Here is a 25,604-nt window from a genome sequence, read left to right on the forward strand (position 1 = left end):
GACCCCGGATTATCAGGCGGTGCCGCCGACGGTGACGCCGTCGATGCGCAGCGTCGGCTGGCCAACGCCGACCGGCACGCTCTGGCCTTCCTTGCCGCACACGCCCACGCCCGGATCCAGCTTCATGTCGTTGCCGATCATGGAGATGCGGTTCATCGATTCCGGCCCGCTGCCGATCAGGGTCGCGCCCTTCACCGGGTAGGTGACCTTGCCGTTTTCGATCATGTACGCCTCGCTGGCAGAGAACACGAATTTGCCGTTGGTGATGTCGACCTGGCCGCCGCCAAAGTTCACCGCGTACAGGCCATTCTTGACCGAGGCCAGGATTTCTTCCGGATCCTTGTCGCCGGCCAGCATGTAGGTGTTGGTCATGCGCGGCATCGGCAGATGCGCAAACGATTCGCGCCGCGCGTTGCCGGTCACCGGCATCTTCATCAGCCGCGCGTTCATGGTGTCCTGGATGTAGCCTTTCAGGATGCCGTCTTCGATCAGCGTGGTGCACTGGGTCGGGTTGCCTTCGTCGTCGATGTTGAGCGAGCCGCGGCGGTCGGCCAGCGTGCCGTCGTCGACCACGGTGACGCCCTTGGCCGCCACGCGCTCGCCGATACGGCCGGAGAAGGTCGAGGAACCCTTGCGGTTGAAGTCGCCCTCGAGGCCGTGGCCCACCGCCTCGTGCAGCAGGATGCCGGGCCAGCCCGGCCCCAGCACGACGGTCATCGGACCGGCCGGCGCCGGCCGCGCGTCCAGGTTGACCAGCGCCGATTTCACCGCGTCGGCCGCGTACTGGTCCAGCAGCGCATCGCTGAAATAGCCGTAGTCGTAACGGCCGCCGCCGCCCGAGGAGCCGACCTCGCGGCGGCCGTTCTGTTCGACGATCACGGTCAGCGACACACGCACCAGCGGACGGATGTCGGCCGCCAGCACGCCGTCGCTGCGCACCACCAGCACCACGTCGTATTCGCCGGCCAGGCTGGCCATCACCTGCACCACGCGCGGGTCCTTGGCGCGCGCCATCTTTTCGATGCGCTCCAGCAGCTTGACCTTGGCGGTGGCGTCCAGCGACACCAGCGGATCGTGCGGCATGTACAGCGAACGGCCGCCGCTCGGCGTCATGGCGCCGGCCACCTTGATCTTGCCGGCGCCGGCGCGGGCGATGGTGCGGGTGGCGGCCGCCGCGTCCAGCAGCGCCGCCTCCGAGATTTCATCGGAGTACGAGAAGGCGGTCTTGTCGCCCGACACGGCGCGCACGCCGACGCCCTGGTCGATCGAGAAACTGCCGGTCTTGACGATGCCCTCTTCCAGGCTCCAGCCCTCGTTCTTGGTGAACTGGAAATACAGGTCGGCATAATCGACCTTGTGGGTGAACATGCTGCCCAGCGTTTTGAGCAGCTTGCCTTCGTCCAGCCCGAACGGCGTCAGCAGGATATCGCGCGCAACGGCCAGGGTGGACAGATTCGGTTCAAATGGCTTCATGGTGATGCTTTCTGTTAAAGGTTACCGCCATTGTAGTGGATATCACATGGTGCGGTGTTTCAGCGCCGGCAGGCTTTCGCGCACGCCTTCCATGAAGGCCGGGTCGATCTCGCCGCGCACTACGCCCTCTCCCTCGGCCAGCACCGCCTTGACCGTGCCCCAGGGGTCGATCAGCATGCTGTGGCCCCAGGTGCGGCGGCCGTTCGGGTGGATGCCGCCCTGCGCCGCCGCCAGCACATAGCACTGGTTTTCGATCGCGCGCGCGCGCAGCAGGATTTCCCAGTGCGCCATGCCGGTGGTGTAGGTGAAGGCGGCCGGCACCACAATCAAGGCCACCGGTCCCATGGCGCGGAACAGCTCCGGGAAGCGCAGGTCGTAGCAGACCGACATGCCGACCTTGCCGACCGGCCCGTCGAACACGCCGACATGCTTGCCCGGCACGATGGTTTTCGATTCGTTGTACGACTCCGTGCCCTTGGTGAAACCGAACAGATGGATCTTGTCGTAGCGGCTGACATGGGCGCCGTCCGGGCCGTAGACCAGGGTGGTGTTGATCACCTTGTCCGCCTGGTCCGAGGTTAGCGGCAGCGTGCCGCCGATCAGCCAGATCTTCAGTTCCTTCGCCAGGCCGGCCATGAATTCCTGAATGGGACCGCTGCCCGGCGGCTCCGCCACCTTGACCTTGTCGCTGTCGTGCAGGCCCATGATGGCCCAGTATTCGGGCAGCAGCACCAGCTGGGCGCCGCCGCGCGCGGCTTCGCTGACCAGGCGGCGGGCGGTGGCGATGTTCTCCTCCACCGTGGGCGAGGAAATCATCTGGATGGCGGCGACGGTGTGGTTCATGGCGCTCCCTTCGGAATGGCGGGTGTGTCGAGTTTGGCGGCGTCGAGCTTGGTGACGGCCGGCGCTTTCCACGGCCCGGTCACCTGCATATGATAAGTCAGCGCCTTCATCACCGGCGCGCTGAGGAACAGCTGCGCCAGGAAACTGCCGAGGCCGATCACCGGGTTGACCGCCAGCCCATACACCAGCGGCGCGGTGCCGAGGTTGACCTCCGGTATCACCACCACGTGCAGGTTGGTGGTTTCGTTGGCGATGTCGGCGCTGCCGTCCATCAGCACGGTGGCCGCGACGCCGTGCATTTTCAGGTTGTCGGTGCGGGCGATGCCGCGGTTGACGTTGACGTTGGCGGTGATGCCGTCGAACGCCAACCCTTCCGAGATGACGTCATGGAAGTCCAGCTTGAGCAGGCGCGGCAAGGCCTGCAGGCTGAGCACGCCCAGCAGCTTGGCCGCGCCCGGATCCTGCTTGAGGAACTGGCCTTTTTCCACATTCATGGCGATCTGGCCGGACAGACTGGGCAGGTCCAGCGAGTATGGCAGGCCCTTCCAGGCGAGGTCGCCCTTCAGCGTGCCCTTGCCGCCCTTCAGCGTGTCGACGTAGCCAAAGCGCTCCAGCAGCTTGCCGGCATCGACGATGTCGAGATTGAAGTTGAGCGTGGTCGTGTGCACGCCCTCCTTGCTGACCCACTTGCCGGTGCCGGACAGTTCGCCGTCGGCATTGCCCAGAGACAGCTTGTTGACGCGCCATTCGCGTGCGCCGCCGAGCTGGGCGTTGTTGGCCTGCAGCTCCAGCCGGCCGAGCGGCTTGTTGAACAGTTCGAATCGCTCGACCACCACGTCCAGCGCCGGGATGGTGGCGGCGGCGCTCTTGCCGTCCAGCAGTTCCTGCACGTCGCTGGAGCGCGATTCCGGGATCACCAGCGTCGACAGGCGCGCGCTCACCTTGCCCAGGCCGGCGCCGGTCGAGGGCTCGGCCCAGGTCAGGTAGCCGTTGGCCTGGGCCGAATCGATGCTGGCCTGCCAGGTGCCTTTCTGGTGCGTGACGCCGACCACCACGTTGTCGAGCTGGCGGTCGCCGATCGCCAGTTCGCTGGCGCGCGCGGCCACGGTATCGGGCAGCACGTACTGATTCATGTCGACCGCGTCGGCCGCGCCGGCGCCGCTGTCGGCCGCGCCGCCGCCGATCGCCGCGCCGAAGTCCAGCCACTGGTCGATGTTCAGCGTGCGCAGATTGATGTTGAACGCCAGGCCGCTGTCCGGCTCCGGCGCCGCCGTGTTGACGCCGATGCCGCCGCGCACCACTTTCCAGTGCTGTTTGGGCTGCTTCTGGCGCTGGTAACGCGCGGCAATGCCGTTGCCGAGGCCGATGCGGATATCGTCGTGCAGCAGGCCGGCCGCGTCCGGATTCAGGGCGCTGGTCAGCACGAAGCGCAGCGGCATCGCGTCCAGCGGCGATTTTTTCACCGGCGCCGGCAGGTCCAGTCCCAGCCCGGTCAGGCTGGAATCGACCGCCACCACCACCTGATGGTCGCGCACCGTCACCGTGCCGTTGTAGCGCGTGCCGCCGCTGAAGTGATCGGCCAGGCGCTGCATGGCCGGCATCTGGTAGGTCTGGCGGAAACCGTCCACCGTCATCTGCCCGCCCAGGCGCACGATGATGGCGCCATCGGCCTGGCTGCCGCCGGTGATCGCCACCGGGCCGCCAAGGAAGTTACCGGAAAGCTGGTTGAGGTTGACGCCCCGCTCGTTGAATTCGATCTTGCCCTGCGCACCCTTGACCACCGGCAGATCGTTCATCAGTACGATATCGTTGCCGCCCAGCGCCAGCGCGCCCTGCACCTTGGTGTCGATCGCGTGCGCCAGCGGAATGCGCAGGCTCAGCGCCAGTTTGGCGTTGCCGCTGGCCTGGGTTTCGTCGGTGAAGTGGGAAATCCATTCCAGCACCGGACTCAGCGTCACGTATTTGAGGAATTCCTGCATGGCGCCGGCGGCGTTGCCGTCGATCTCCAGCATGGAATCGTGCAGTGTCAGGTCCGGGATCACCGCCTTGACGCCGTTCAGCGCCACGCCGGCGGTGGTGGCGGTGTCGCCGCGGATTTCCATGCGCGCGCGCTCGAACACGAAGCTGCCGTTGATGTGCTCGGCCTGCGGCCACAGCGGCAGCGGCTTGCCGTCCTTGCCGAGTTCCTTGCCTTCTCGCAGATAATGTCCGGGCTCGTAGTTGAGCCTGGCGTCGACCAGCTTGCCGGCGACGCGGAATTCGCCATGCGCCTTGTCCTCGCCGTGGAAGGGGAAACGCGCCAGGTCGCCGCGCAGGCGCACGCTGACGTCGGTGGCGGTGCCGCCTTCCAGCGCGCCGGTCAGCCAGGCGTGCAGGTCGCGCGGGGTCTGCATCGGCAGATAGCGGCCGATGCGGTTGATCTGGAAGCCGCTCAGGGTACCGCTCAGGTCGGCCTTGCCCGGTCCCGTGCCGGCCAGCGGGATCAGGTGCGTGCCCTGCAGCGTGCCGCGCAAGCCTTCCTGCTCGAAGTCCAGGTCGTCGATCTGGAACAGCAGCTCGTTGTTGGCTTCGAACGACCAGCGCGCCTTGAGGTTCAGGTGGTCGAACGGCATCGACGGTTCGGCGAAATAGTCCGGCATCTGCAGCACCAGTTGCTGCGAATTCAGGTTGAAGCTGCCGCCTTGTTCGGTGGCGTCGATCGAGCCGCTGAGGTTGTCGAAGCCGGGGATGGCCGGCATGCCGGCAATGGCCGGGGTTTTGGCGGTCTTCGGCTGCGCCAGGCGCGGCGGTTGCGGCTTGAGGCCCATGCCGACCAGCTCGCCCTTGACGCGGTAGGTCTGCAGGGCCGGGAAGGTGCCCTGCCATTCGGCCGAGAAGTTTTGCAGCAGGCCGCTGGGGGCGTAGGCTTCCAGCATCTTGTGCTGGCGCTCGCTCAGCGGCAGGCGCGCGGCCAGGCCGGCCAGGGTCCGCAGATCGAGCTGCGGCGCGCGCAGTTCCACCTTTTCCGGCCTGGCGCCTGCCGCCGCCACGTAGCGCTCGGACAGCGAGGTCGGCGCCATGCTCAGGCCATCGCGCGTCACCAGGGTCAGCTTGCTCAGTTCCAGGCTGTGGCCCAGCGCGCCGAAGGCCGGCGCCGCCACCCCCTGGCGCGCGGCCGGTGGCCGGATATCCTCATGCACGGCGATGCGCCCGCTCAGCTGCCGCAGGTCCAGCAGCGGCAATTCCTTGCCCAGCACGCCGGTTACATTGCTGAGGCCGACATCGGCGGTGATGCCGGTCAGGCGCGACTGGTCGACGCCGACCCAGGCGCGCAGCGAGCCGCTGCCGCTGCTCAATTCGAACGGGTAATCGAGCCAGGTCTTCCAGGCCAGCAGATCGGTATTGCGGATGTCGGCGTACAGTTCGCCCTTCCACATCGAGAAATTCGACACGCGGGCGCCGAAGGCCGGGTGGCTGAATTCGGCGCGTACATCGAGCGGCGCCGCCAGCGCGGCCGGCGGCGTGGCGCGCAGCGCCAGCTGATGGCGCAGCCACTGGTTGCGCAGCACCACGGTGACGTTGTCCAGCGCCAGCGGCGGCGCCGCGCGCAGTTGGTCGGTCCACTGCAGCCGCCCCTCGCGGATCACGATCTCGCGCTGGGTCAGCAGCCAGTCCAGGCCCTTGCCGTCGCTCGGCTTGCTGAGGTCGACGTAAATGCCGGCCACGTACAGCTTGCCGTCCGCTTCGCGCCGGATCGCCAGCTCGGGGCGGTTCAGCTCCAGCGAACTGAAACGCACGGTGCCGGCGATGCTCCACCACGACATGGTGGCGGCCACGCTGGGCAGGGTCAGCGCCGGCCGGCCCTGGCGGTCGTGCAGCACCACCTCGCCCAGGAACAGGCTGGGGCGGAAGCCGTGCCAGGACGCGTACACGCGCGAGATCGTCACCTGGTTGCCGAGCGCGCGGCTGGCGGCCTGCTCGAGGTCGCCCTTGTAGTGGTCGATATTCGGCAGCACCACGTAGCGCAGCGTCAGGAACAGGATGGTGAAGGCAAAGTACACCAGCAGCGCCAGCTTCAGGGTGAAGCCCAGCACGTGGTGGGTGGCCAGATTGCAGATCCGATAGGCGGCACGGAGCCGGTGCCAGCGCGCGGCCAAGCGGCCCTCGCCTGTCACAGTCTCCTCTTCCGGTTTTTGCATTAATACGCTAATAAATCAGGCCACGCTTCAAATAAATCGCTACACTCGGTTTTTCAAGCTGTTAAGCCGGGGCTGCCATTCTACCCCATGGTGCCGCCCGTACAGCGCCCCAAAGGGTGGGTTTGCGCGGGTTTTACATGCTTGTGCCGATACCAACTTACCAAATTCACCATAGTGCCGATGAGTTCACCGTCCGTTTCGCGTTTTTACCAGCGTTGGCTGTCCGCCGCCCCCGACCGCGCCGCCAAGATCGATGAAGTAGCGCAATTATCGCTTGCCCGGATCGATCTGGCTGAATATTTAGCAAAGGAAGCCGCTGGCGGCCTGCCGCTGATACGCGCCATGCGCCGGTTGCGCAATTTGCTGGTGTGCGGACTGATACGGCGCGACCTCGAGGGCCAGGCCAACCTGGCCGAGGTGGTGGAGGCGATGACACGCTTTGCCGACTTTGCCGTTCAGCAACATCTGGCCGAACTGCATGCGGACATGGTGGCCGCGCACGGCGCGCCGATCGGCCGCGATTCCGGCCTGCCGCAGCAAATGATGGTGCTGGCCATGGGCAAGCATGGCGGCGGCGAGCTCAACGTCTCGTCCGACATCGACCTGATCTTCGTCTACCCCGAGGATGGCGACACCGCCGCCGGACCGGGCCAGCGCACGCTGTCCAACCATGAATTCTTCGTGCGGCTGGGGAAAAAGCTGATTGCCGCGCTGGCCGAGATCACCGAGGACGGCTACACCTTCCGGGTCGACATGGCGCTGCGGCCGAACGGCAATTCCGGGCCGCTGGCGGCCAGCCTGGCCATGGTCGAGCGCTACCTGATCGTCCAGGGCCGCGAGTGGGAGCGCTACGCCTGGGTCAAGGCGCGCGCGGTCACCGGGCGCGCCGAGGACATCGCCGCGCTGGACGCGATCGTGCGGCCGTTCTGTTTCCGCCGCTACCTGGACTTTGGCGTGATCGACGCGATCCGCAACATGCACGCGCAAATCCGCGCCGAGGTCAACCGCCAGGAACGGCTGCATCCGGACCGCAGCAACAACGTCAAGCTGGGCCGCGGCGGCATCCGCGAAATCGAATTCCTGTCGCAGGTGTTCCAGCTGATCCGCGGCGGCCGCGACGCCGCCCTGCGCGACCGCTCGACCCGCACCACCTTGCGCATCCTGGCCGAAAAAGGGCTGCTCAGCCACGCCATCGTCTACCAACTGCTGGCTTCTTACACCTTCTTGCGCAATCTCGAGCACCGTCTGCAATACCTGGACGATGCCCAGACCCACACCCTGCCCGCCAACGAAGCCGACCTGCAGACCGTGGCGCAAATGATGAACCTGGCTGACGGCGCCGCCCTGCTGGCCCAACTGGAGGCGCACCGCCAGTTCGTCGCCGGCCAGTTCGACGAAATGTTCTCGGACAAGAGCGGCAGCAGCGAGAATGACATCGAATTGCAATCGAGTAACGAATGCGCCGATCCCGACAACCGCGAGGTGATGGTCGGCCGCTTCACCGCGCTCGGCTTCGACGATCCGGAAGGCGCGGCGCGGCGCTTGATCGCCACCTGGCAGGCGCCGCGGCTGCAATCGCTGCCCGAAGCCAGCCGCAACAAGCTGCAGGGGCTGATCAACGCGGCGCTGCCGCTGATCGTCCAGACCGCCAGCGAATCGAGCGCCGGCAACCAGATGGCCACCCTGGGCCGGCTGCTGGATTTCTTGGAGGCAATCGCGCGCCGCTCGGCCTATCTGTCGCTGCTGACCGAGTACCCGCACACGCTGGCGCGGGTGATCCGCATGGTGCACGCCAGCGGCTGGGCGGCGCAATTCCTCAGCCAGCACCCGATCCTGCTGGACGAACTGCTGGACGACCGCGTGCACGACGCCGTGTTCGACCCGGCGGCGGTGGCGGCCGACATCGCGCGGCAGCTGGCGGCCGTGCCGGGCGACACCGAGCGCCAGATCGATATCCTGCGCGAAATTCACCACGCCCAGCTGTTCCACCTGCTGGCGCAGGACCTGGCCGGTGACCTGACGGTGGAAAAGCTGGCCGATTACCTGTCGGCGCTGGCCGACACCATCGTCGCCGCCACCATCCAGGCGGTGTGGCAGACCGTGGCCACGCGCCACCGCGAGGTGCCGCGGTTTGCCGTCATCGCCTACGGCAAGCTGGGGGGCAAGGAGCTGGGCTATGTATCCGACCTCGACGTGATTTTCCTATACGACGACGCCGACCAGGACGCGCCGGCCCAGTACGCCAAGCTGGCGCAGCGTTTCATCACCTGGATGACTTCGCACACTTCGGCCGGCATCCTGTTCGACATCGACACCGCGCTGCGGCCGGACGGCGCCAGCGGCATGCTGGTGTCGAGCGTGAACGCGTTCGAAAAATATGAAAACAACGCGGCCTGGGTGTGGGAACACCAGGCGCTGACCCGCGCCCGCTTCTGCGCCGGCGACGCCGCCATCGGCCTACGCTTCGAGCAAATCCGCGAGGCGGTGCTGCGCCAGGAACGGCCGGCCGACGGCCCGCTCAAACCGGAGGTGATCGCCATGCGCAAGCGCATGCACGACGCCAAGCCCAACACCTCGGCGCTGTTCGATCTGAAAAACGATCCGGGCGGCATGATCGACATCGAGTTCATCGTGCAGTTCCTGGTGCTGCGGCACGCCGCCGCCTGGCCGCAGCTGACCGCCAATTCCGGCAACATCGCCCTGCTCAAGTTGTGCGCGGAGCTGGGCTTGATCGATGCCGGGCTGGCCGCCAGCGTGGCCGACGCCTACCGCAAGTACCGCAAGCTGCAGCACCAGCTGCGCCTGCAGGGCCAGGATCTGGCGCGTATCGCGCCGGCCCAGGTGGGCGAGCATCCGGCCCAGGTCATGGCGTTGTGGCACGCCATCTTCGGTCCGGACGCCATCGCCTGAGGGATGCCATGAAGGCAATGATCGCAGCGGCGATGTTATCCCTGGGCTTGCTGCCGGCCAGCGCGCCGGCGGCCGCCGGCAAGGCCACACCGGCGGAAGCCGTTGCAATGGTGCAACGCGCAAAAGCGCTGATCCAATCCGCCGGAAGAGAGAGGGCGTTCGCCGCCATCGCTGATCCAGCCAACCGTGACTTCCACGATCGCGACCTCTATATATTCGTTTATAGCCTGAATGGCGTCGCTTTAACTCATGGCAATAACCCAAAAATGGTGGGACGCCAGCTGATAACCATGAAAGATAATGAGGGAAAACTCATTATAAAAGAAATGACGGCCATCGCCAAAAATCATGGCAGAGGTTGGCTGGATTATAAATGGCCCAACCCCGTCACCAAGGAAGTTGAATCCAAGGCCGCTTACGTCGAAAAGCTGGACGATATGCTGATCGGCTCCGGCATCTACCGATAACGGCTTCCCGCCTCTCACAGCGCACCTTTCCCCCGTTTGTCCACTGCCCATCCTTGGTGCATTTTTCGTGAAACTCATGCAACTTTCTGGCATGAGGATGCCAAAAATTGGCATCTTTCCCACAATTATGATTGTTTAATCCGGCACACCCACGTATTCCCCTACGCGTTTTTCGTAGACATTATTCCAACCTCCCCACCTGCTTCATCATTATAAAAAATAATAATCTCGCCGTGGTTTGAAATGAATCGGCCGATATCTCCATTTCATTTTCTTCGGCCATGACTATTTTCTTCGGCGATAAAATAGCAATCCATTTTCTACTGTTGATTTAACTCAACTTGTTACCACCAGTGCACTGTTGCTTTTCTGCGAATGATGCTTTTTTTGCGTGGCTTTACGTTTACAAGATGACCACTGAGTAGGTACAGTTGACTGGTTAAACTAAAAAATTTAACAAAAATATAACGGAGAGTTGTTTCAATACACCCTAAGGAGTTCCCCAATGATGAAGGAAACAGTGTTGTCCCGTTCCGTACGCATGATCTGCGTAGCCGGCATGGCGATGAGCGCACATGCAGCATTTGCCCAGGATGCTGCGCCAGCTGATACCGTACAGAAAGTTCAGATTACCGGTTCGCGCCTGATGTCCCCAAGCGCCGAATCGCCAACGCCGCTGCAGATCCTGACCTCGGCCGACATCGCCGCGTCGGGCGTCGTGAACCTGCAGGACCTGCTGCAGAAGAACCCGACCCTGGGTACCCCGACCCTGAGCCGTACCAACTCCAACTTCCTGACCTCGGGCGGCGGTGTGTCCACCGTCAACCTGCGTAACCTGGGCGACTCGCGTACCCTGGTACTGGTCAACGGCCGCCGCTTCGTGTCCGGCGTGCCGGGCGACACTGCGGTCGACCTGAACACCATTCCGGTCGATTTCATCGAACGCGTGGAACTGCTGACCGGCGGCGCTTCGGCGACCTACGGCTCGGACGCGGTGGCTGGTGTGGTCAACATCATCCTGAAGAAAAATTTTGAAGGCGTCACCGTCGACGGTTCGGTCGGCAAGAGCGACCGCGGCGACGACTACAAGAAAAAACTGGCCATCACCTTCGGCACCACCAGCGCCGACGGCGGCAGCAACATCATGGGTCACTTCGGCTATTCGAAGCAGGGCTCGGTGATGTCGAAAGACCGTCCTAACCTGGGCGCGGCCGTCGACCAGTATTCGCTGTCCGAAGCCGTCACCGGCGACGTGCGCGACATTTTCAAAACCACTGCGCCGTTCTACTCCAGCTTTGCGCCGCAAGGCCGCTTCTTCTACGGCTCGGGCAAGACCGCCGGCAACTTCACCTACGACAAGAACGGCAACGTCATTCCGTTCGACACCAACGGCGCCAACGGCGCGGCGACCGGTTTCAACCGTTCGGAATACCGCACCATCGCCGTGCCAACCGAACGCTACCTGTTTGCCACCAACGGCAACCTGAAGCTGAACGAGAAACACAGCGCCTTCTTCGAGGGCACCTATGCCTCGACCAAGGTCGACACCAACATCGAGCCGTTCCCGCTCGATTCGGCCAATGTGTACCAGGGTACCGGCGGCGTGCTGCCGGGCGAAACCCTGGTCAACGGCGTCAAGGTCCGCAATCCGCTGATCCCGGATTACCTGTGGAACCGCATGACCGACACCGACGAGGACGGTCTGAAGGATTACCACTTCACCCGCCGCCTGTCGGAGTTCGGCCCGCGCCACTCGACCGTCAACCGCGGCACGCTGCGTCTGGCCACCGGTCTGAAAGGCACCCTGCCGTTCACCGAAGACTGGAACTATGAAGCCTTCATGAGCTACGGCCGCACCACCGAGTCGCAAAGCTCGACCGGCCAGGTCAACGTGATGAGCATGCGCAATGCGCTGGCCGCCATTCCCAACCCGGACGGCGGCGTGATGTGCGCGGACGCCCAGGCGCGTGCCGAGGGTTGCGTACCGATCAACATCTTCGGCTTGAACACCATCAGCCCCGAAGCGCTGAAATACGTCACCGCGCCAGGTTCGCTGGAAACCGCGATCACCCAGAAGATCGCCGGCGCCACCATCAGCGGCGAACTGCCGTGGGGTCTGCCTGCCGGCAACATCGGCGTGGCTGGCGGCTTCGAATGGCGCAGCGAGGATTCGAGCTCGGTGGCCGACCCGCTGACCCAGGCTGGTCTGAACGCCGGCAACGCGATCCCGCCGACCTACGGCAGCTTCATCGTGCGTGAAGAATTCGTGGAAACCCAGGTACCGCTGCTGAAAGACCAGAAGTTCGCCAAGAACCTGGACTTCCGCGCCTCGTTCCGTCATGGCGACTACTCGACCGTGGGCATCACCAAGAGCTGGAACTACGGCTTTGAATGGGCGCCGATCTCGGACATCAAGTTCCGCGGCACCAAGGCGGTCTCGACCCGCGCGCCGAACATCAACGAACTGTACTCGCCGCCGACCCAGGACTTCCCGTCGGGCATCGTCGACCCATGCGAGGGTGTGACCGCCACCAGCAACGACCCGCGCAGCATCGCCTGCCGCGCGGCGCCGGGCGTGAACGCCAACATCGCTGCCAACGGCGGCGTGTTCACCCTGACCCAGGCCGACATCCAGGGCATCAGCGGCTACAACCGCGGCAACCCGGACCTGAAGGCCGAACGCGGCAAGTCGGGCACCGTGGGCGTGGTGATCACCCCGACCTCGATCCCGATGCTGAGCAAGTTCACCTTCACGGCTGACTACTTCAACATCCGCATCGAAGACGCGATCGTCAGCACCCCGCGCCAGTTCACCCTGCAACAGTGCTACGGCGGCGGCAATCCGGTGTACTGCCAGTTCATCACCCGTCGTCCGACGGCCGAAGGTTCGGCCAGCGCCGGTTCGATCAAGTATTCCGACACCGGCGTGTCGAACAGCGGTGGCCTGGGCACCCGCGGCGTCGACCTGACCGCCTCGTGGGCGGACAAAGTCGGTCCTGGCCGCCTGAGCGCCAAGCTGTCGTACACCTACCTGAAGACGCTGTGGAACGTGCCGCTGCCGGGCGAAGCGGCGGATGAATCGGCGGGTGAAGTCGAGTCGCCACGCAACAAGGCCGTGCTGAACCTGGCCTACAAGTGGGGCGCCTTCGGCATCAACACCACCACCAGCTACACCGGCCGCGTCAAGCTGGACGACCAGTTCCTGAACACCTACGACAATCCGGAACTGGCGCCGAAAATCGGTGCGTACGTCTCCACCGACTTCCAGCTGACCTACGACGTGAAGAAGAACTACCAGTTCTACTTCGGCATGGACAACGCCTTCGACAAGAAAGCGCCGCCTATCGTCAGCGGTCTGCCAGGCAACACCACCGGTACCGAGACCGACGCTTCGGCTTACGATCCGATCGGCCGCCGCTACTACCTGGGCCTGCGCGTGTCGCTGTAATCTGTCCCGGCCTGCCCCGCGGGGCAGGCTGCAAGACAAAAAAAAACCCTCGCGGCGCAAGCCGCGAGGGTTTTTTACTGGCTGCGCCGGGATTATTACTTGGCGTTCATCAGCGCTACGGTGGTGTCCAGCATGCGGTTGGAGAAGCCCCACTCGTTGTCGTACCACGACGAGACTTTCACCAGGCGGCCCGAGACCTTGGTCAGGGTGGCGTCGAAGTTCGACGAGGCCGGGTTGTGGTTGAAGTCCACCGATACCAGCGGCTCGGTCTGGTAGGTCAGCACGCCGGCCAGCGGGCCTTCGGCCGCCGCCTTCATGATGGCGTTGACTTCGTCCACGGTGGTGTCGCGCTTGGCGATGAACGACAGGTCGACGATCGAGACGTTGATGGTCGGTACGCGGATGGCGTAGCCGTCCAGCTTGCCGTTCAGCTCAGGCAGCACCAGGCCGACCGCGGCGGCCGCGCCGGTCTTGGTCGGGATCATCGAATGGGTGGCCGAACGCGCGCGGCGCAGGTCTTCGTGCATGACGTCGGTCAGCACCTGGTCGTTGGTGTAGGCGTGCACGGTGGTCATCAGGCCGTTTTCCAGGCCGATGGCGTCGTTCAGCGGCTTGACCAGCGGCGCCAGGCAGTTGGTGGTGCACGAGGCGTTCGAGATCACGGTGTCCGAGGCCTTCAGCACGCCGTGGTTGACGCCGTACACGATGGTCGCGTCCACGTCCTTGCCGCCCGGGGCCGAGATGATGACTTTCTTGGCGCCGCCCTTCAGGTGGGCCGATGCCTTTTCCTTGGTGGTGAAGAAGCCGGTGCACTCCAGCACCACGTCCACGCCCAGCTCGCCCCACGGGATTTCTGCCGGGTTGCGCTGCGCGAACACGCGGATCTTGTCGCCGTTCACGATCATGTTGTCGCCGTCGACTTCCACAGTGCCGGGGAACTTGCCGTGCGCGGTGTCGTAGCGGGTCAGGTGGGCATTGGCCTTGGCGTCGCCCAGGTCGTTGATGGCCACGATCTGGATGTCTTGCTTCTTGCCGCCTTCGTAGAAGGCGCGCAGCACGTTACGGCCGATACGGCCATAGCCATTGATTGCAACTTTGATCGTCATACGTTTGCTCCTTGAATAATATTAGTACCGCAATCAGCGATTATAGATTAAGCAATGACAGATTTGACTTTGGCCACCACGTTTTCCACGGTAAAGCCGAAATGCTTGAACAGCACGCCTGCCGGAGCGGATTCACCGAAGCTATCGATGCCGACAACAGCGCCTTCCAGACCGACGTACTTGTACCAGAAATCGGTGACGCCGGCTTCGATTGCCACGCGGGGCACGCCCTTGGTCAGCACGGCCGCCTTGTAAGCGGCGTCCTGACGGTCAAATACATCGGTCGACGGCATCGACACCACGCGCGCGACGATGCCTTCCGCCGCCAGCGCCGAGGCGGCCGCCTGCGCCAGTTCGATTTCCGAACCGGTGGCGATCAGCGTCACCTGCGCGTCGGCCGCTTCGCGCAGCACGTAGCCGCCGCGCGCGATGTCGGCGATCTGCGCCGCGCTGCGCTCCTGGTACGGCAGGTTCTGGCGCGAGAAGATCAGCGTCGACGGGCCATCCCTGCGCTGCACCGCCGCGCCCCAGGCCACCATCGATTCGGTGGTGTCGCACGGACGCCAGTTGTCCAGGTTGGGGATCAGGCGCAGCGACGAGACGTGCTCGACCGACTGGTGGGTCGGGCCGTCCTCGCCCAGGCCGATCGAATCGTGGGTGAACACGAAGATCGAACGTTGCTTCATCAGCGCGGCCATGCGCAGCGCGTTGCGGCTGTAGTCGGCGAAGGTCAGGAAGGTGGCGCCGAACGGGATGTAGCCGCCGTGCAGGGCGACGCCGTTCATGATCGCCGACATGCCGAACTCGCGCACGCCGTAGTTGATGTGGTTGCCCGGCTGGCCGGAACGCACCGGGGTGATTTCCTTCCAGTTGGTCAGGTTGGAGCCGGTCAGGTCGGCCGAGCCGCCGAGGAATTCCGGCAGCACCGGCGCCAGCGCCTGGATGGCGTTCTGGCTGGCCTTGCGGGTGGCGATGTTTTCCTTCTTCTCGACGGTCGAGGCGATGCCGGCCGCCAGGGTGGCCGCGAAGTTGTCCGGCAGATCGCCGGCCATGCGGCGGCTCAGCTCGGCCGCTTCGGCCGGGTATTTGGCGCTGTACTCGGTGAACTTGGCGGTCCAGTCGGCCTCGTGTTTGGCGCCGGCCGATTTGAAGTCCCAGGCCGCGTAGACGTCGCCCGGGATCTCGAACGGCGCCGCGCTCCAGCCGATGTATTCACGGACGGCCGCCACTTCCTTCTCGCCCAGCGCGGCGCCGTGCACCTTGTCGCCGCCCTGCAGATTCGGCGAACCCTTGCCGATCACGGTCTTGCAGCAGATCAGGGTCGGCTTGTCGGCCTGCTTGGCGGCGGCGATGGCGGCCGAGACGGCGGCCACGTCGTGGCCGTCGACCGCGCGGATCACGTTCCAGCCATAGGCTTCAAAGCGGGCCGGGGTGTCGTCGGTGAACCAGCCTTCGACCTTGCCGTCGATGGAGATGCCGTTGTCGTCGTACAGCGCGATCAGTTTTTTCAGGCCCAGGGTGCCGGCCAGCGCGCAGGCTTCGTGCGAGATGCCTTCCATCAGGCAGCCGTCGCCGACGAAGGCGTAGGTGTAATGGTCGACCACGTCCAGGCCCGGCTTGTTGAACTCGCTCGCCAGCAGCCATTCGGCCAGCGCCATGCCGACCGCGTTGGCGATGCCCTGGCCCAGCGGACCGGTGGTGGTTTCCACGCCCGGGGTGTAGCCGACTTCCGGGTGGCCCGGGGTCTTCGAGTGCAGCTGGCGGAACGACTTGATGTCATCCATGGTCACCGCGTAGCCGCTCAGGTGCAGCAGCGCGTAGTGCAGCATCGAGCCGTGGCCGTTGGACAGCAGGAAGCGGTCGCGGTTCACCCATTTCGGATTGGCCGGGTTGTGGCTGTAATGGCCGGACCACAGAGCCACGGCGATTTCGGCCATGCCCATCGGCATGCCTGGGTGGCCGGAATTGGCCTTCTGGACGGCGTCCATTGCCAGCGCGCGGATCGCATTGGCCATTTGGGTGTGGGGGAGCGTAGAAGTCATCGTCGATATCACGAAAGTATGGAAACTGGATGCAATTGCAACTGAACGGGGGCGTGCCGGCTTGCTTAACCTCTTATTTTACCAGACCCCGGTGGGCATAAAAAAAAACCGCCGTGCGAACACGGCGGTTTCCTGCATGCCGGCCGGGGCCGGCATGGGCTGCGCTTAGAAGCGGTGGTTGTATTCCACCGTGAACTTGGCGGCGCGTGGCGGCGTGTAGCTGATCACGCGGCCGTAGGTCGAGGCGACCGTGGTGCCGTCCAGGTTGTAGGTCTCGTCGATGGTCTGCGCGGTCTGCTTGTTGAAGACGTTGAAGACATCGACTTTGACCGACAGGCCCTTGATCATTGCCGGACGGTAGGTCAGGTTGGCATCCAGGCGGATATCCCATGGCAGACGGCCCAGCGAGCCACGTGGGGTTTCCTTGTCGCAGTAGAAGTACACCGAACCGTAGTCGTCGATGCCTTCCGGGATGTCCGGACGGTTGCCGAAGCAGCTGCGCGGACGGCCCGAGGCGGCCAGGAAGTTACCGCCGACGATCCATTCCTTGGTGACTTCGTAGAAGCCGAAGGCCTTGACCTGGTGCTCGCGGTCGTTCGGCAGCAGGCCGTTGGCGCCGACCATCAGCGGCCAGTTATCCCAGGTCGAGGTCGCGGCGACGTCGGTCTGGGCATTGTCGGAACGGGTCTGGCCTTCGGTGTTGCCCTTGCTGCGCGACCAGGTGTAGTTCACGCGACCGTACCAGCCGTTGCGCATCGGGTGTTCCAGGAACAGGTCCAGCGCGGTGTAGGTCCGCTTGGCCTTGTCGAACTGCAGGTCGGCCTTGGTCAGGTGCACCGTCGAGTAGTTGCTGCCGGTGCCGGCGAAGTCCACCAGGAAGGTGTTGTCCTCGCCCGGGTTGAACGAGGCGCAGTTGAAGCCGCCGTAGTGCGAGGCGTCGACGTTGTTGCGCTTGGCCCAGGCCAGGATAGGCGATGGATCGCAGAAGTCGTCAATGGTGGCCTTGAGGTCGCGGTAGGTCACTTTGGCGCCGAAGTTCAGCTCTGGCGACCAGGCTTTTTCGAAGCCCAGGGTGATCTCGTCCTGGTACGACGGGTCGATGCCCAGCGCGGTCAGGGTCTTCGGATCCTTGGCCTGGCCCACTTCGTTATTGGTCGAGAACACGCCGGTCAGCGGCACCAGGCCGGTCGGCTGGCCCTGCGCATCGGTGCCGGTATAGGTGAAGACCTGACGCACGTTCAGCGAACGGCTGGCGCCGCGCACTGCCAGGTGGGTCGGGATCTGCAGCGCGTAACGGCCGGCGCTGCCGAACACTTTCAGCGAGGCGTCGCCGTTGGCATCCCATACCGCCGCCACGCGCGGGGTGACGAAGTTCTTCACTTCCAGGAAGGTGACACCGTCGCCGTTCTTGTTCTTGAAGTTTTCGTTACGCAAGCCGACGGTGACCAGCAGATCTTTGGTGGCTTGCCACTGGTCTTCCAGGTACTGCGCCGACTGGTCGGAACCGGCCGAGGTGGTATCGTCGAAGATACGCTTGGTCACGTAGTAACCCTGGGTGCCCAGGCCGCCGCCGCTGGCAGGCGCTACCAGTTTGCCGTCGCCGAAGCTGATCGGAGTGGTCGGCGAATTGACGTGGCCGTAGGTCCAGGAACCGCCGCCGCCGATCACCTGACCGGCGCCTTCGGAGCTCAGCTTGTTGTCATCCAGACCGGCACGGAACTTGTGCTCGGTCCACTTGTATTCCACGTCCAGACGCTTGGACTTGATCTTGCTCGAGGCGTCGTTGGCCGACACGTTGCCGCTCAGGGTCTGGGTGGTGGTGTAGTTCAGGCCCGGATAACGCGCGGCCACCGGGGCGTTCACCTGGAACAGGTCGCCGGTGGTCGGCGTGCCGATCACATCGTAGCGCGACTCGTTCTTGGTTTTGCTCTGACCATACAGCGCGGTCACGGTCAGATTGTCGGTGATGTTACCGATGTAGCGCAGGATCTGGGTTTCCGCGCCAACCGACGGGTTGTAGGTGGAGTCGTTCTTGTAGTGCTGCGACGCCGTGGCCGTGTTACCGTGGGTGAAGGTGTTGTAGTCGTAGCTGTACAGCTGACGATCGGTCTTCGGCGTATCGCCGAGGAAGGTCGCTTCCAGGCGGTGATTGTCGGTGATGTTCCAGTCGAACTTGCCCATGTAGCGCTGGATCTTGTCCTGTTTCTCTTCCCAGCCGGTGGTGGCGTTGGAGGTCGAGGTGCGCGTGCCCAGCGTGTTCAGGGTGGCGTTGGTGCCGGCTTCTTCCGACTTGCGCTCCTCCACCGACACGAACATGAACAGTTTGTCCTGGATGATCGGACCGCCGACGTAGGCGCCGTAGATTTTCTCGGTGCGGGTATTGTCCTGGTTGCGACGGAACAGGGTGCCGTCAGTGCTCTTGTTTTCCGACTTGCCGGTCACGGCATAGTAGCTGTCCTTGTAGGCGGCACGGGTCGAGTTGGGCTCGATGCTGAAGCTGGCGCCGGCTTCCCAGGTGTTGGTGCCGCTCTTGGTGGTGATGTTGACCACACCGCCGACCGAACGGCCGAACTCGGCGCCGAAGCCGCCGGTCAGGATCTGCGCCTGGGCGATCGCGCCGAACGGCAGTTCCGAGGCGCCCAGCTGGGTCAGCGGGTTGGTGACCGGGAAACCGTTGATGTAGTAGGCGTTTTCGGACGCGCCGCCGCCGCCGAACGAAGCACCGGCCGCGTAACGCGAGTCGGCACGGGTGGTGTTCGGGGCCAGCTGGATGATCGCATCGACGCTCTGGGCGATCGGCAGTGCGGCCAGTTCCTTGGCGGTGAAGGTGGCGCCGTTGTTCGAGTTGGAAATGTCGATGCGGCTGCGGCGGCCGGTCACCTGCACGGCTTGCACCGAGGACAGGAACGAGGCATCCACGCCCTGGCCGATCAGCACGTCGATCTCCTGGGTCTTGGCGACCGCGCCATTGCGCATCAGTTCAACCTTGTAGTGGCCAGCGGCCATCGCGGTCGCCGTGTAGCGGCCGGAGGCATCAGGGGTGACCACACGGCGCGCGCCCGTATCGGTGTTGGACAGGACCACGCTGGTGCCGGCCGGCGACTCGATGTTACCAAAAATCGTACCGGAAGCATTCGATTGCGCAGTTGCCACAGGAACCACCGCAGCGCTCAGCGCGGCAGCACTGAACGCCACCTGCAACGCGCGGACGAGAACAGTTTTTTTTAACATTAATTTTCCCTGAATATACTAAAAATAACAGCCCGGATAAGGCTGTGTCGCATCAATGCTTGCAGCCGCCTAAAGCTGACGGACGGCGCTCACAATTCTCTCATCTGATGGGATTCGACTGGAGGAAATTATAAATTCCCGCATCGTCCATTTCGACAGGTTATTTATAAGACCATGCGGGCCGTGCCACTGTCAATAAAGTCAACCTTGCTGGTGCAGACATACAACACTAATTTTTTTCCCAGCAAAATCAGTAACATAGGCACACATCACCAAAATGGTGCGGACGCAAACACGCCTGCCCCATTTCAGGACAATATCAGCGCGAGCATGCACTGAAAAAATCAGTCTGGTTAATGAGACCAGGTTTACGTTATATGGGAACTAAGGGCTTTTTCTCGAACGGAGAATATCCTGACGCATTTTAAAATCAAGATCATTCTCACGATTTATAACATCGTAAGTCAGCTTGTTTTTCGCCGCCTGATCTTCCACCGCCTTATTGTTTTCGCCCGCGAATTTTTCCGTGGCGGTTTTCCAGGCCTGATTTTCCGCCATGATGGTATCGGCCAGCTGGCGCGGTTCGACTGTCAGCTGGCGGCCGGTGCGCTCGATCAGGGCGGCCGCGCGCTGATACTCTTCGTTACTCATAAGCTTGAGCACGTCGGGCGGGATGGTTTTGGTGGCCGGCAGACTGTTATTGATTCCCAGCACGAAGCGGCCATAGCATTCAGTCCAGGCGACCACGCCAGCGTTGACGGTGTGGATTTCCTGATTGGTCTTGGACACGGCGGGAATGGTCGGCCGCACGCAGTGATAGTTTTCGTAGCGCAGCGCGGCGCCGTCGTAACTGGTGACGTAATACGCGATATCGGCCTGGCGCCGGCTGCGCTCCCGCACCAGCGCCAGCGATTCGGCGGCGTCGGGGCTGCCGGCCGCCTGGGCGCGTTGCAGCCAGTACACGGCCTTTTCCGTATCCTGCGGCGTGCCCTCGCCAAAACCGTACATCTCGCCCAGCTGCAGCTGAGCGGCGGGATTGCCGCGCTCGGCCAGCACGCCGAACTGCTTGAACGCCTGCTTGAAGTCCTTGTTTTCCCACAAGCGCTGCGCGTCACTCAATTCATCGGCACGCAGGGTGCCACAGGCGGCCATCAATATGGTCGCCGCCAAGATGCCTTCTTTCAATCCTACCCCCGTGGTTTTTATACTTGGAGTTACTTTATTGATGCTACTCCCGAATAAAATATTGAGCAAATACCAATTACTTTTGGCCATACCTGTTTTTGTAATAAGTCGCAACTTCCGTCAACGGACGGCATCCTGTCGCCATCTTCACGGCATTATGAAAGGCAAGTGTATTAAAATAGACACACCTCCGCCCCTTCATTTGACCCATGCCACGATTTTTCTACCCTGCCCCGATCTCCGTAGGAGAAGCAATATCCCTGCCAGCCGAGCTGTCTCATCATATTCATGTGTTGCGCCTGGCGCCCGGCGCGCTGATCACGCTGTTCAATGGCGACGGCGGCGAGTACACCGCCGTGCTCACCGACCTGGCGCGCCGCAGCGCCAGCGCGGAAATCAAGGCCCACACGCCGCGTGAGGTGGAACTGCCGTTTGCGGTCACGCTGGCGCAGGCTCTACCGGAAGGCAACAAAATGGACTGGATCATCGAGAAAGCCGTCGAGCTGGGCGCGTCCGGTTTTCAGCCGCTGGCCGCGCAGCGCAGCGTGGTCCGGCTGTCGGCCGAACGGGCCGAGAAAAAACTCGAGCACTGGCGCGGCGTGGTGGTGGCCGCCGCCGAGCAAAGCGGCCGCAACCGCCTGCCGCCGGTGGCGCCGCCGCTGGACTACAAACAATGGATCAGCCAGCAGGACTTGCACCGGCGCATCGTACTGAGCCCGCGCGCCGGGCAGTCGCTGGCGGACTGGGCCCGCCACCAGCCGGCGCAGGCGGTGACGTTGGTGGTCGGCCCCGAAGGCGGCTTCAGCAATGATGAAGAAGACCTGGCGCTGCGCCATGGCGCGCTGCCGCTGTCGGTCGGACCGCGCGTGCTGCGGACCGAGACGGCCGCGTTGGCGGCCATCGCCATCCTCAGCGCAGCCTGGGGCGGCATGTAGGCCAGCGCGCCGCCCCAATAAAAAAAACCGCGTCGCTTCGCAGCGACGCGGTTTTTTTATTGCAGCGCTGAAGCTTAGAACTTCAGGTTGGCGCCCACGGTCACCATACGGCCGATGGCATCGTAGGTTTGCGGGAAGGTGTTGCCGCTGTCCATCGTGGTGGTGGCAATGGTGCCGCCGACGATAGGTGGTTTCTTGTCAAACGCGTTGTTCACGCTGATGTTGAAACGCAGGTTCTTCGAGTAGTTGTACACGCCCGACAGGTCGAAGTAGCTGAACGCCTTGATGTGCGAGTAAGCAGGCAGGAAGGTGCCGGCCAGCGGCTCGACGTCGACCGCGCTGGTGTAACGCCAGTTGTAGCCCACGGCGAAGTCACCGACGTTCCAGGTGGTGCGCTGGTTAAACTTGCGCTTGAACACCGGTGCGTTCGAGACGTTGCCGCAAGCGACCGAGTAGTAGCCCAGGCAATCGCGGTTGATCGACACCGAGCTGCCCTGGAACTCGAAGCGCTGCACCTGGGTGTAGTTCAGGCCCAGATCCAGGTTGCCGTATTTCGGATCCACGTTCAGCTGCTTGAGCTGCAGCTTGTACGCCACGCCCAGGTCGAAGCCGCTGGTGTTCTGCTTGCCGGAGTTCGACAGCGGGGTCTGCACGCCCTTGGCGTCGACACCGTTGAACGAGCCGTTGGCCGGGTTACGACCCACCATGCCGCAGTATGCGTTCAGGGTGTAGCTCGGGTTCTTGTTGTAGCAACCGTCCAGCACGTCGGTGGTGCTCAGGCTCGAGATCGCGTCGGTGATCTTGATCTGGTACCAGTCCAGCGACACGGCCAGACGCGGCAGCGGCTCCCAGACGAAACCGATGGTCTTGGTCTTGGCTTTTTCAGGCGCCAGGTTCGGGTTACCACCGGTCAGGTTGTTGATCTGGCCAGCCGATGGGGCTGCCAGCGAACCGACTTCGGTCAGCGGCACACCGGTCAGGCGGCACAGGTTCGACAGGGTGCCGGCGGTATTGGCCTGCGCCTGGTTGATCGAGGCGCCCTGGCAAGGATCCTTGGCCAGATTGGACAGGCCGGTCACCTGCGGCGCGAACAGTTCGTTCACGTTAGGTGCGCGGGTGGCCTTCTGCAGCATGGCGCGGAAACGCACCGACTTGACTGGCTCCCACTCGCCGCCGACTTTCCAGCTGCTGTAGCTCTGGTCGTCGGTGTTACCCGATTTGAACTGGGTTTCGCGGTAGCCGAGGTCCGCGTTCAGGCTGCGGACGAATGGCTTGTCCTTGATCAGCGGCACTTGCGATTCGATCGCCAGTTCGCGCAGACGGAAGGTACCGGTGCGGTCCGGGGTCGGCGAACCGGTGCCCAGCACTTCGCCGTTGATCTGCGAGGCGGCGTCGGACTGGGTGCCGGCGGTGGCCTTGCGTTCTTCGGCGGTGATCGCCATCGCGATCGGCTGGTTGGCCCATGGGCTGACCACTTTGCTGCCCAGGTCGCCCTGTGCCGAAATCGACGCCACGTCCTGCTGCACGGTTTGCAGCAGAATCGCGCTGGCGTTGATGAAGGCCAGCTGATCCGGCGTGATCGAACCGGCGGCGCCGAACACGTTCAGCGGTACGCAGTTGTTGGCGGTGTTGACGCAAGCGGTCTTGCTGACGGCGTTCAGCGCCTGCGCGACCTTGGACAGCGAGCCCCAGTTCAGACGGGTCTGGGTCTGGTCGGCACGGCCACGGGTCCACGACGCATCGTAGGTCCAGTCGTAGGCGATGTCGCCCTTCATGCCGATGGTGTACTGCAGGGTCTTGTTGTCGAAGTTGTTGTAACGCGGACCCAGCTCGGTGAAGCGGCGGCCGATGGTCATCGGCACCAGGGTGGTGTTGCCGACCACGCAGTTGGCCGGGGTGATGCCGCGGCGCTCGCAAATCTGCTGACGCGCCGCATCCGGGATGTACGGGTTACCGATAGGCACCTGGAACACGTTCAGGAAGGTACCCGATTCGGCCAGCGTCGAGGCGACTTTGGCGTTGGTGTAGAACGCGTTGGCGTACACTTCGGCGTAGTCGTTGATCTTGTAGTTGGCCAGCGAGGTCAACTGAGTACGGTCCAGACCGGTCTGATAGTAGTTCAGCGGGTTGGTGTTGTAGTTGACCGCAGGCTGGATCAGCTTGCCGGTGCTCGGATCGATCTGCCAGGTGCCGGACAGCGCGGTGCTGCCACCGCTGCCCTGGCCAATCTGGAAGGTCGACGGGATGGCGGTGCCCGAACCGCTCGGTTTGCCGTCGGTCGAACCCAGGCTGGTCACGCCGTAAGGACGCGAACCCTGGGTCACCGGATCGGCGGTGGTCTTGCCGATGCTCAGCACCACGTTGCCCTTGCCGTCATCCAGATTGGCGCCCATGGTCAGGTCGGTGCGCTTGCGCTTGGCGTCGTGGTATTCGCTGGTTTCACCGTAGGAGGTGCCGACTTCGATACCGCTGAAGTTCTTCTTCAGCTTGAAGTCGACCACGCCGGCCACGGCGTCGGCGCCGTAGGCCACCGATGCGCCACCGGTCAGCACGTCCACGCGGCTCAGCAGGGCGATCGGGATCGAGTTGGTATCGACGGTGCCGTTCAGGTTGAACGGTACCATGCGGCGGCCGTCGATCAGCACCAGGGTGCGGTTCGCGCCCAGACCGCGCAGGTCGACGGTGGCGGCGCCGGCGGTGCCGTTATTGGTGCCCGGGCCGATCGATGGCACGGCGGCTGGCAGGCCTTTGACGAATTCTTCAACAGCGACAGGCTGGGACGACTTGATCTCTTCCGCGGTGATCGACGAAATCGGGCTGGTCGAGGTCGTGCCTGGTGCGGTAATGCGGGTACCAGTCACCTGCACCGATTCGATTTTCTGCGGTGCGGCTTCTTGTGCGACGGCGTTGTGCATCATTGCGCTCATGCCGACCAGCATCGAGCCGGCGAACACGGTGCGCAAGGTACGCGACATCATCTTCTCTTGAATCATTGTAAAACTCCCATTATTGAACCCTCCGATGAGGAGAGAAACCCAACCGCCGTAAGGGACTCCCGTATTTACAAGGAGTCAACTATCTTTGGCCAGCCTGATGGATTCTTAGAACCGCTGTTTAACTATGCACCGCGGCGGGTTTAAAACTGTGCCGCGATTATCAGGGTGCCGAATCTCGTTATTAACACCTGGCAAAATCGTTATTTGCAGGCGCATTGCATGAAACCATTTGCTTGCCAAAACTGTCAACCGCGAACACGGAATGTTTCATGAAAACAACGAAAGGCAAGGCCGCCAACAATGCAAGTAGTTTTACATCTACTTCTTTGCTGCATCGCAATAAATTTCGTTATTCTTATACCAAGACCGTAATTTTCAATGACTTTCTTCGATATAAATCGTCGCCAAACAAATTAAGTTACGAAGATATGGCTTTCATCCAGCAATTATCTTGCCATGGCAGATTTGACTACAGGCCCATATTTTTGCAGTGCAGCATGGCAAGTGTGTCATTCAGGTTACAAACGCACCATTTTGGACGATACCGCCAGGCAAATGAGCTGTGCAACATTAGTTTCCAAAATACAATGTTGTTGTATCCTCGCAACGCACGGATTTAGTGCGTTGCCGCTCAATTTGGTGCATATGCTTATGCGGTTTTCATTTTATAAACCGATTTAAATTTTTATTTAAATCCCATTTAAATGGCGATTAAATGCCACAAGCACTTAATTAATCTCCCGGTATTTAAAAACGGGCGATTCGACCGCCCTCGCCACACGCGGTAAAA

General features: G+C 63.0%; 12 protein-coding genes. 4 read left to right on the top strand and 8 right to left on the bottom strand.

From position 1 onward, the window contains the following. Nucleotides 1–12 precede the first annotated feature (12 nt). Genes tldD through E4L98_RS16870 form a run of 3 tightly spaced genes read right to left on the bottom strand, consistent with a single transcriptional unit; the run spans nt 13 to nt 6,494 of the window. Entirely contained in the window at nt 13–1,473 is a 1,461-nt protein-coding gene (gene tldD / locus E4L98_RS16860) for a metalloprotease TldD (RefSeq protein ID WP_135202708.1), read from the bottom strand. 42 nt (nt 1,474–1,515) lie between these two features. Next, a complete protein-coding gene (locus tag E4L98_RS16865) occupies nt 1,516–2,316 on the bottom strand; it encodes a carbon-nitrogen hydrolase family protein (protein WP_135202709.1) in 801 nt (266 codons plus the stop codon). Continuing rightward, nucleotides 2,313–6,494, bottom strand: a complete 4,182-nt coding sequence (locus E4L98_RS16870) for a YhdP family protein (protein ID WP_135202710.1) — start codon at nt 6,492–6,494, stop codon at nt 2,313–2,315. The genes E4L98_RS16865 and E4L98_RS16870 overlap by 4 nt, the downstream gene beginning before the upstream one ends. A 180-nt stretch (nt 6,495–6,674) precedes the next feature. Between E4L98_RS16870 and glnE the strand changes: the two genes are divergently transcribed. The 3 genes from glnE (at nt 6,675) to E4L98_RS16885 (ending at nt 13,319) form a co-directional block, all read left to right on the top strand. Next, nucleotides 6,675–9,404, top strand: a complete 2,730-nt coding sequence (gene glnE / locus E4L98_RS16875; RefSeq protein WP_135202711.1) for a bifunctional [glutamate--ammonia ligase]-adenylyl-L-tyrosine phosphorylase/[glutamate--ammonia-ligase] adenylyltransferase — start codon at nt 6,675–6,677, stop codon at nt 9,402–9,404. 8 nt (nt 9,405–9,412) lie between these two features. Then, entirely contained in the window at nt 9,413–9,871 is a 459-nt protein-coding gene (locus E4L98_RS16880) for a cache domain-containing protein (RefSeq protein WP_135202712.1), read from the top strand. Nucleotides 9,872–10,376: 505 nt separating this feature from the next. Continuing rightward, complete coding sequence (locus tag E4L98_RS16885) at nt 10,377–13,319, top strand: TonB-dependent receptor domain-containing protein (protein WP_135202713.1); 2,943 nt, start codon at nt 10,377–10,379, stop codon at nt 13,317–13,319. A 95-nt stretch (nt 13,320–13,414) separates the two neighbouring features. Here the strand turns inward: E4L98_RS16885 and gap are convergent, their stop codons facing one another. The 4 genes from gap to E4L98_RS16905 all read right to left on the bottom strand — a co-directional run bounded on the left by gap (nt 13,415) and on the right by E4L98_RS16905 (nt 20,973). Next, nucleotides 13,415–14,425 carry a type I glyceraldehyde-3-phosphate dehydrogenase gene (gene gap, locus E4L98_RS16890; RefSeq protein WP_135202714.1) on the bottom strand — a complete coding sequence of 337 codons (1,011 nt, stop codon included), beginning with the start codon at nt 14,423–14,425 and terminating at the stop codon, nt 13,415–13,417. Between the two features lie 47 nt (nt 14,426–14,472). After that, nucleotides 14,473–16,467, bottom strand: coding sequence for a transketolase (gene tkt / locus E4L98_RS16895; protein ID WP_135202715.1), 1,995 nt, complete (start codon nt 16,465–16,467; stop codon nt 14,473–14,475). 165 nt (nt 16,468–16,632) lie between these two features. Continuing rightward, nucleotides 16,633–19,698, bottom strand: a complete 3,066-nt coding sequence (locus tag E4L98_RS16900; RefSeq protein ID WP_135202716.1) for a TonB-dependent receptor — start codon at nt 19,696–19,698, stop codon at nt 16,633–16,635. Nucleotides 19,699–20,082: 384 nt separating this feature from the next. Further along, on the bottom strand, nt 20,083–20,973 hold the full coding sequence (locus E4L98_RS16905) for a tetratricopeptide repeat protein (protein ID WP_135202717.1): 891 nt from the start codon (nt 20,971–20,973) through the stop codon (nt 20,083–20,085). Nucleotides 20,974–21,092: 119 nt separating this feature from the next. Between E4L98_RS16905 and E4L98_RS16910 the strand changes: the two genes are divergently transcribed. Then, entirely contained in the window at nt 21,093–21,818 is a 726-nt protein-coding gene (locus E4L98_RS16910; protein WP_135202718.1) for a 16S rRNA (uracil(1498)-N(3))-methyltransferase, read from the top strand. 74 nt (nt 21,819–21,892) lie between these two features. Here E4L98_RS16910 and E4L98_RS16915 read toward each other — a convergent pair whose 3' ends face one another. Beyond that, nucleotides 21,893–24,811: a TonB-dependent receptor domain-containing protein gene (locus tag E4L98_RS16915; protein WP_135202719.1), complete on the bottom strand. Its 2,919-nt coding sequence runs from the start codon at nt 24,809–24,811 to the stop codon at nt 21,893–21,895. Nucleotides 24,812–25,604: the final 793 nt, after the last annotated feature.

It is taken from the genome of Duganella callida, assembly GCF_004614165.1.
GTDB classification, from domain to species: Bacteria; Pseudomonadota; Gammaproteobacteria; order Burkholderiales; family Burkholderiaceae_D; genus Rugamonas; species Rugamonas callida.

Excerpts from the sequence above, each read along its gene's own strand:
- tkt (WP_135202715.1), bottom strand. The coding sequence starts at position 16,467 with ATGACTTCTACGCTCCCCCACACCCAAATGGCCAATGCGATCCGCGCG.
- E4L98_RS16900 (WP_135202716.1), bottom strand. The coding sequence starts at position 19,698 with ATGTTAAAAAAAACTGTTCTCGTCCGCGCGTTGCAGGTGGCGTTCAGT.
- E4L98_RS16910 (WP_135202718.1), top strand. The coding sequence starts at position 21,093 with ATGCCACGATTTTTCTACCCTGCCCCGATCTCCGTAGGAGAAGCAATA.
- E4L98_RS16885 (WP_135202713.1), top strand. The coding sequence starts at position 10,377 with ATGATGAAGGAAACAGTGTTGTCCCGTTCCGTACGCATGATCTGCGTA.
- E4L98_RS16905 (WP_135202717.1), bottom strand. The coding sequence starts at position 20,973 with ATGGCCAAAAGTAATTGGTATTTGCTCAATATTTTATTCGGGAGTAGC.
- glnE (WP_135202711.1), top strand. The coding sequence starts at position 6,675 with ATGAGTTCACCGTCCGTTTCGCGTTTTTACCAGCGTTGGCTGTCCGCC.
- tldD (WP_135202708.1), bottom strand. The coding sequence starts at position 1,473 with ATGAAGCCATTTGAACCGAATCTGTCCACCCTGGCCGTTGCGCGCGAT.
- gap (WP_135202714.1), bottom strand. The coding sequence starts at position 14,425 with ATGACGATCAAAGTTGCAATCAATGGCTATGGCCGTATCGGCCGTAAC.
- E4L98_RS16865 (WP_135202709.1), bottom strand. The coding sequence starts at position 2,316 with ATGAACCACACCGTCGCCGCCATCCAGATGATTTCCTCGCCCACGGTG.
- E4L98_RS16915 (WP_135202719.1), bottom strand. The coding sequence starts at position 24,811 with ATGATTCAAGAGAAGATGATGTCGCGTACCTTGCGCACCGTGTTCGCC.
- E4L98_RS16870 (WP_135202710.1), bottom strand. The coding sequence starts at position 6,494 with ATGCAAAAACCGGAAGAGGAGACTGTGACAGGCGAGGGCCGCTTGGCC.
- E4L98_RS16880 (WP_135202712.1), top strand. The coding sequence starts at position 9,413 with ATGAAGGCAATGATCGCAGCGGCGATGTTATCCCTGGGCTTGCTGCCG.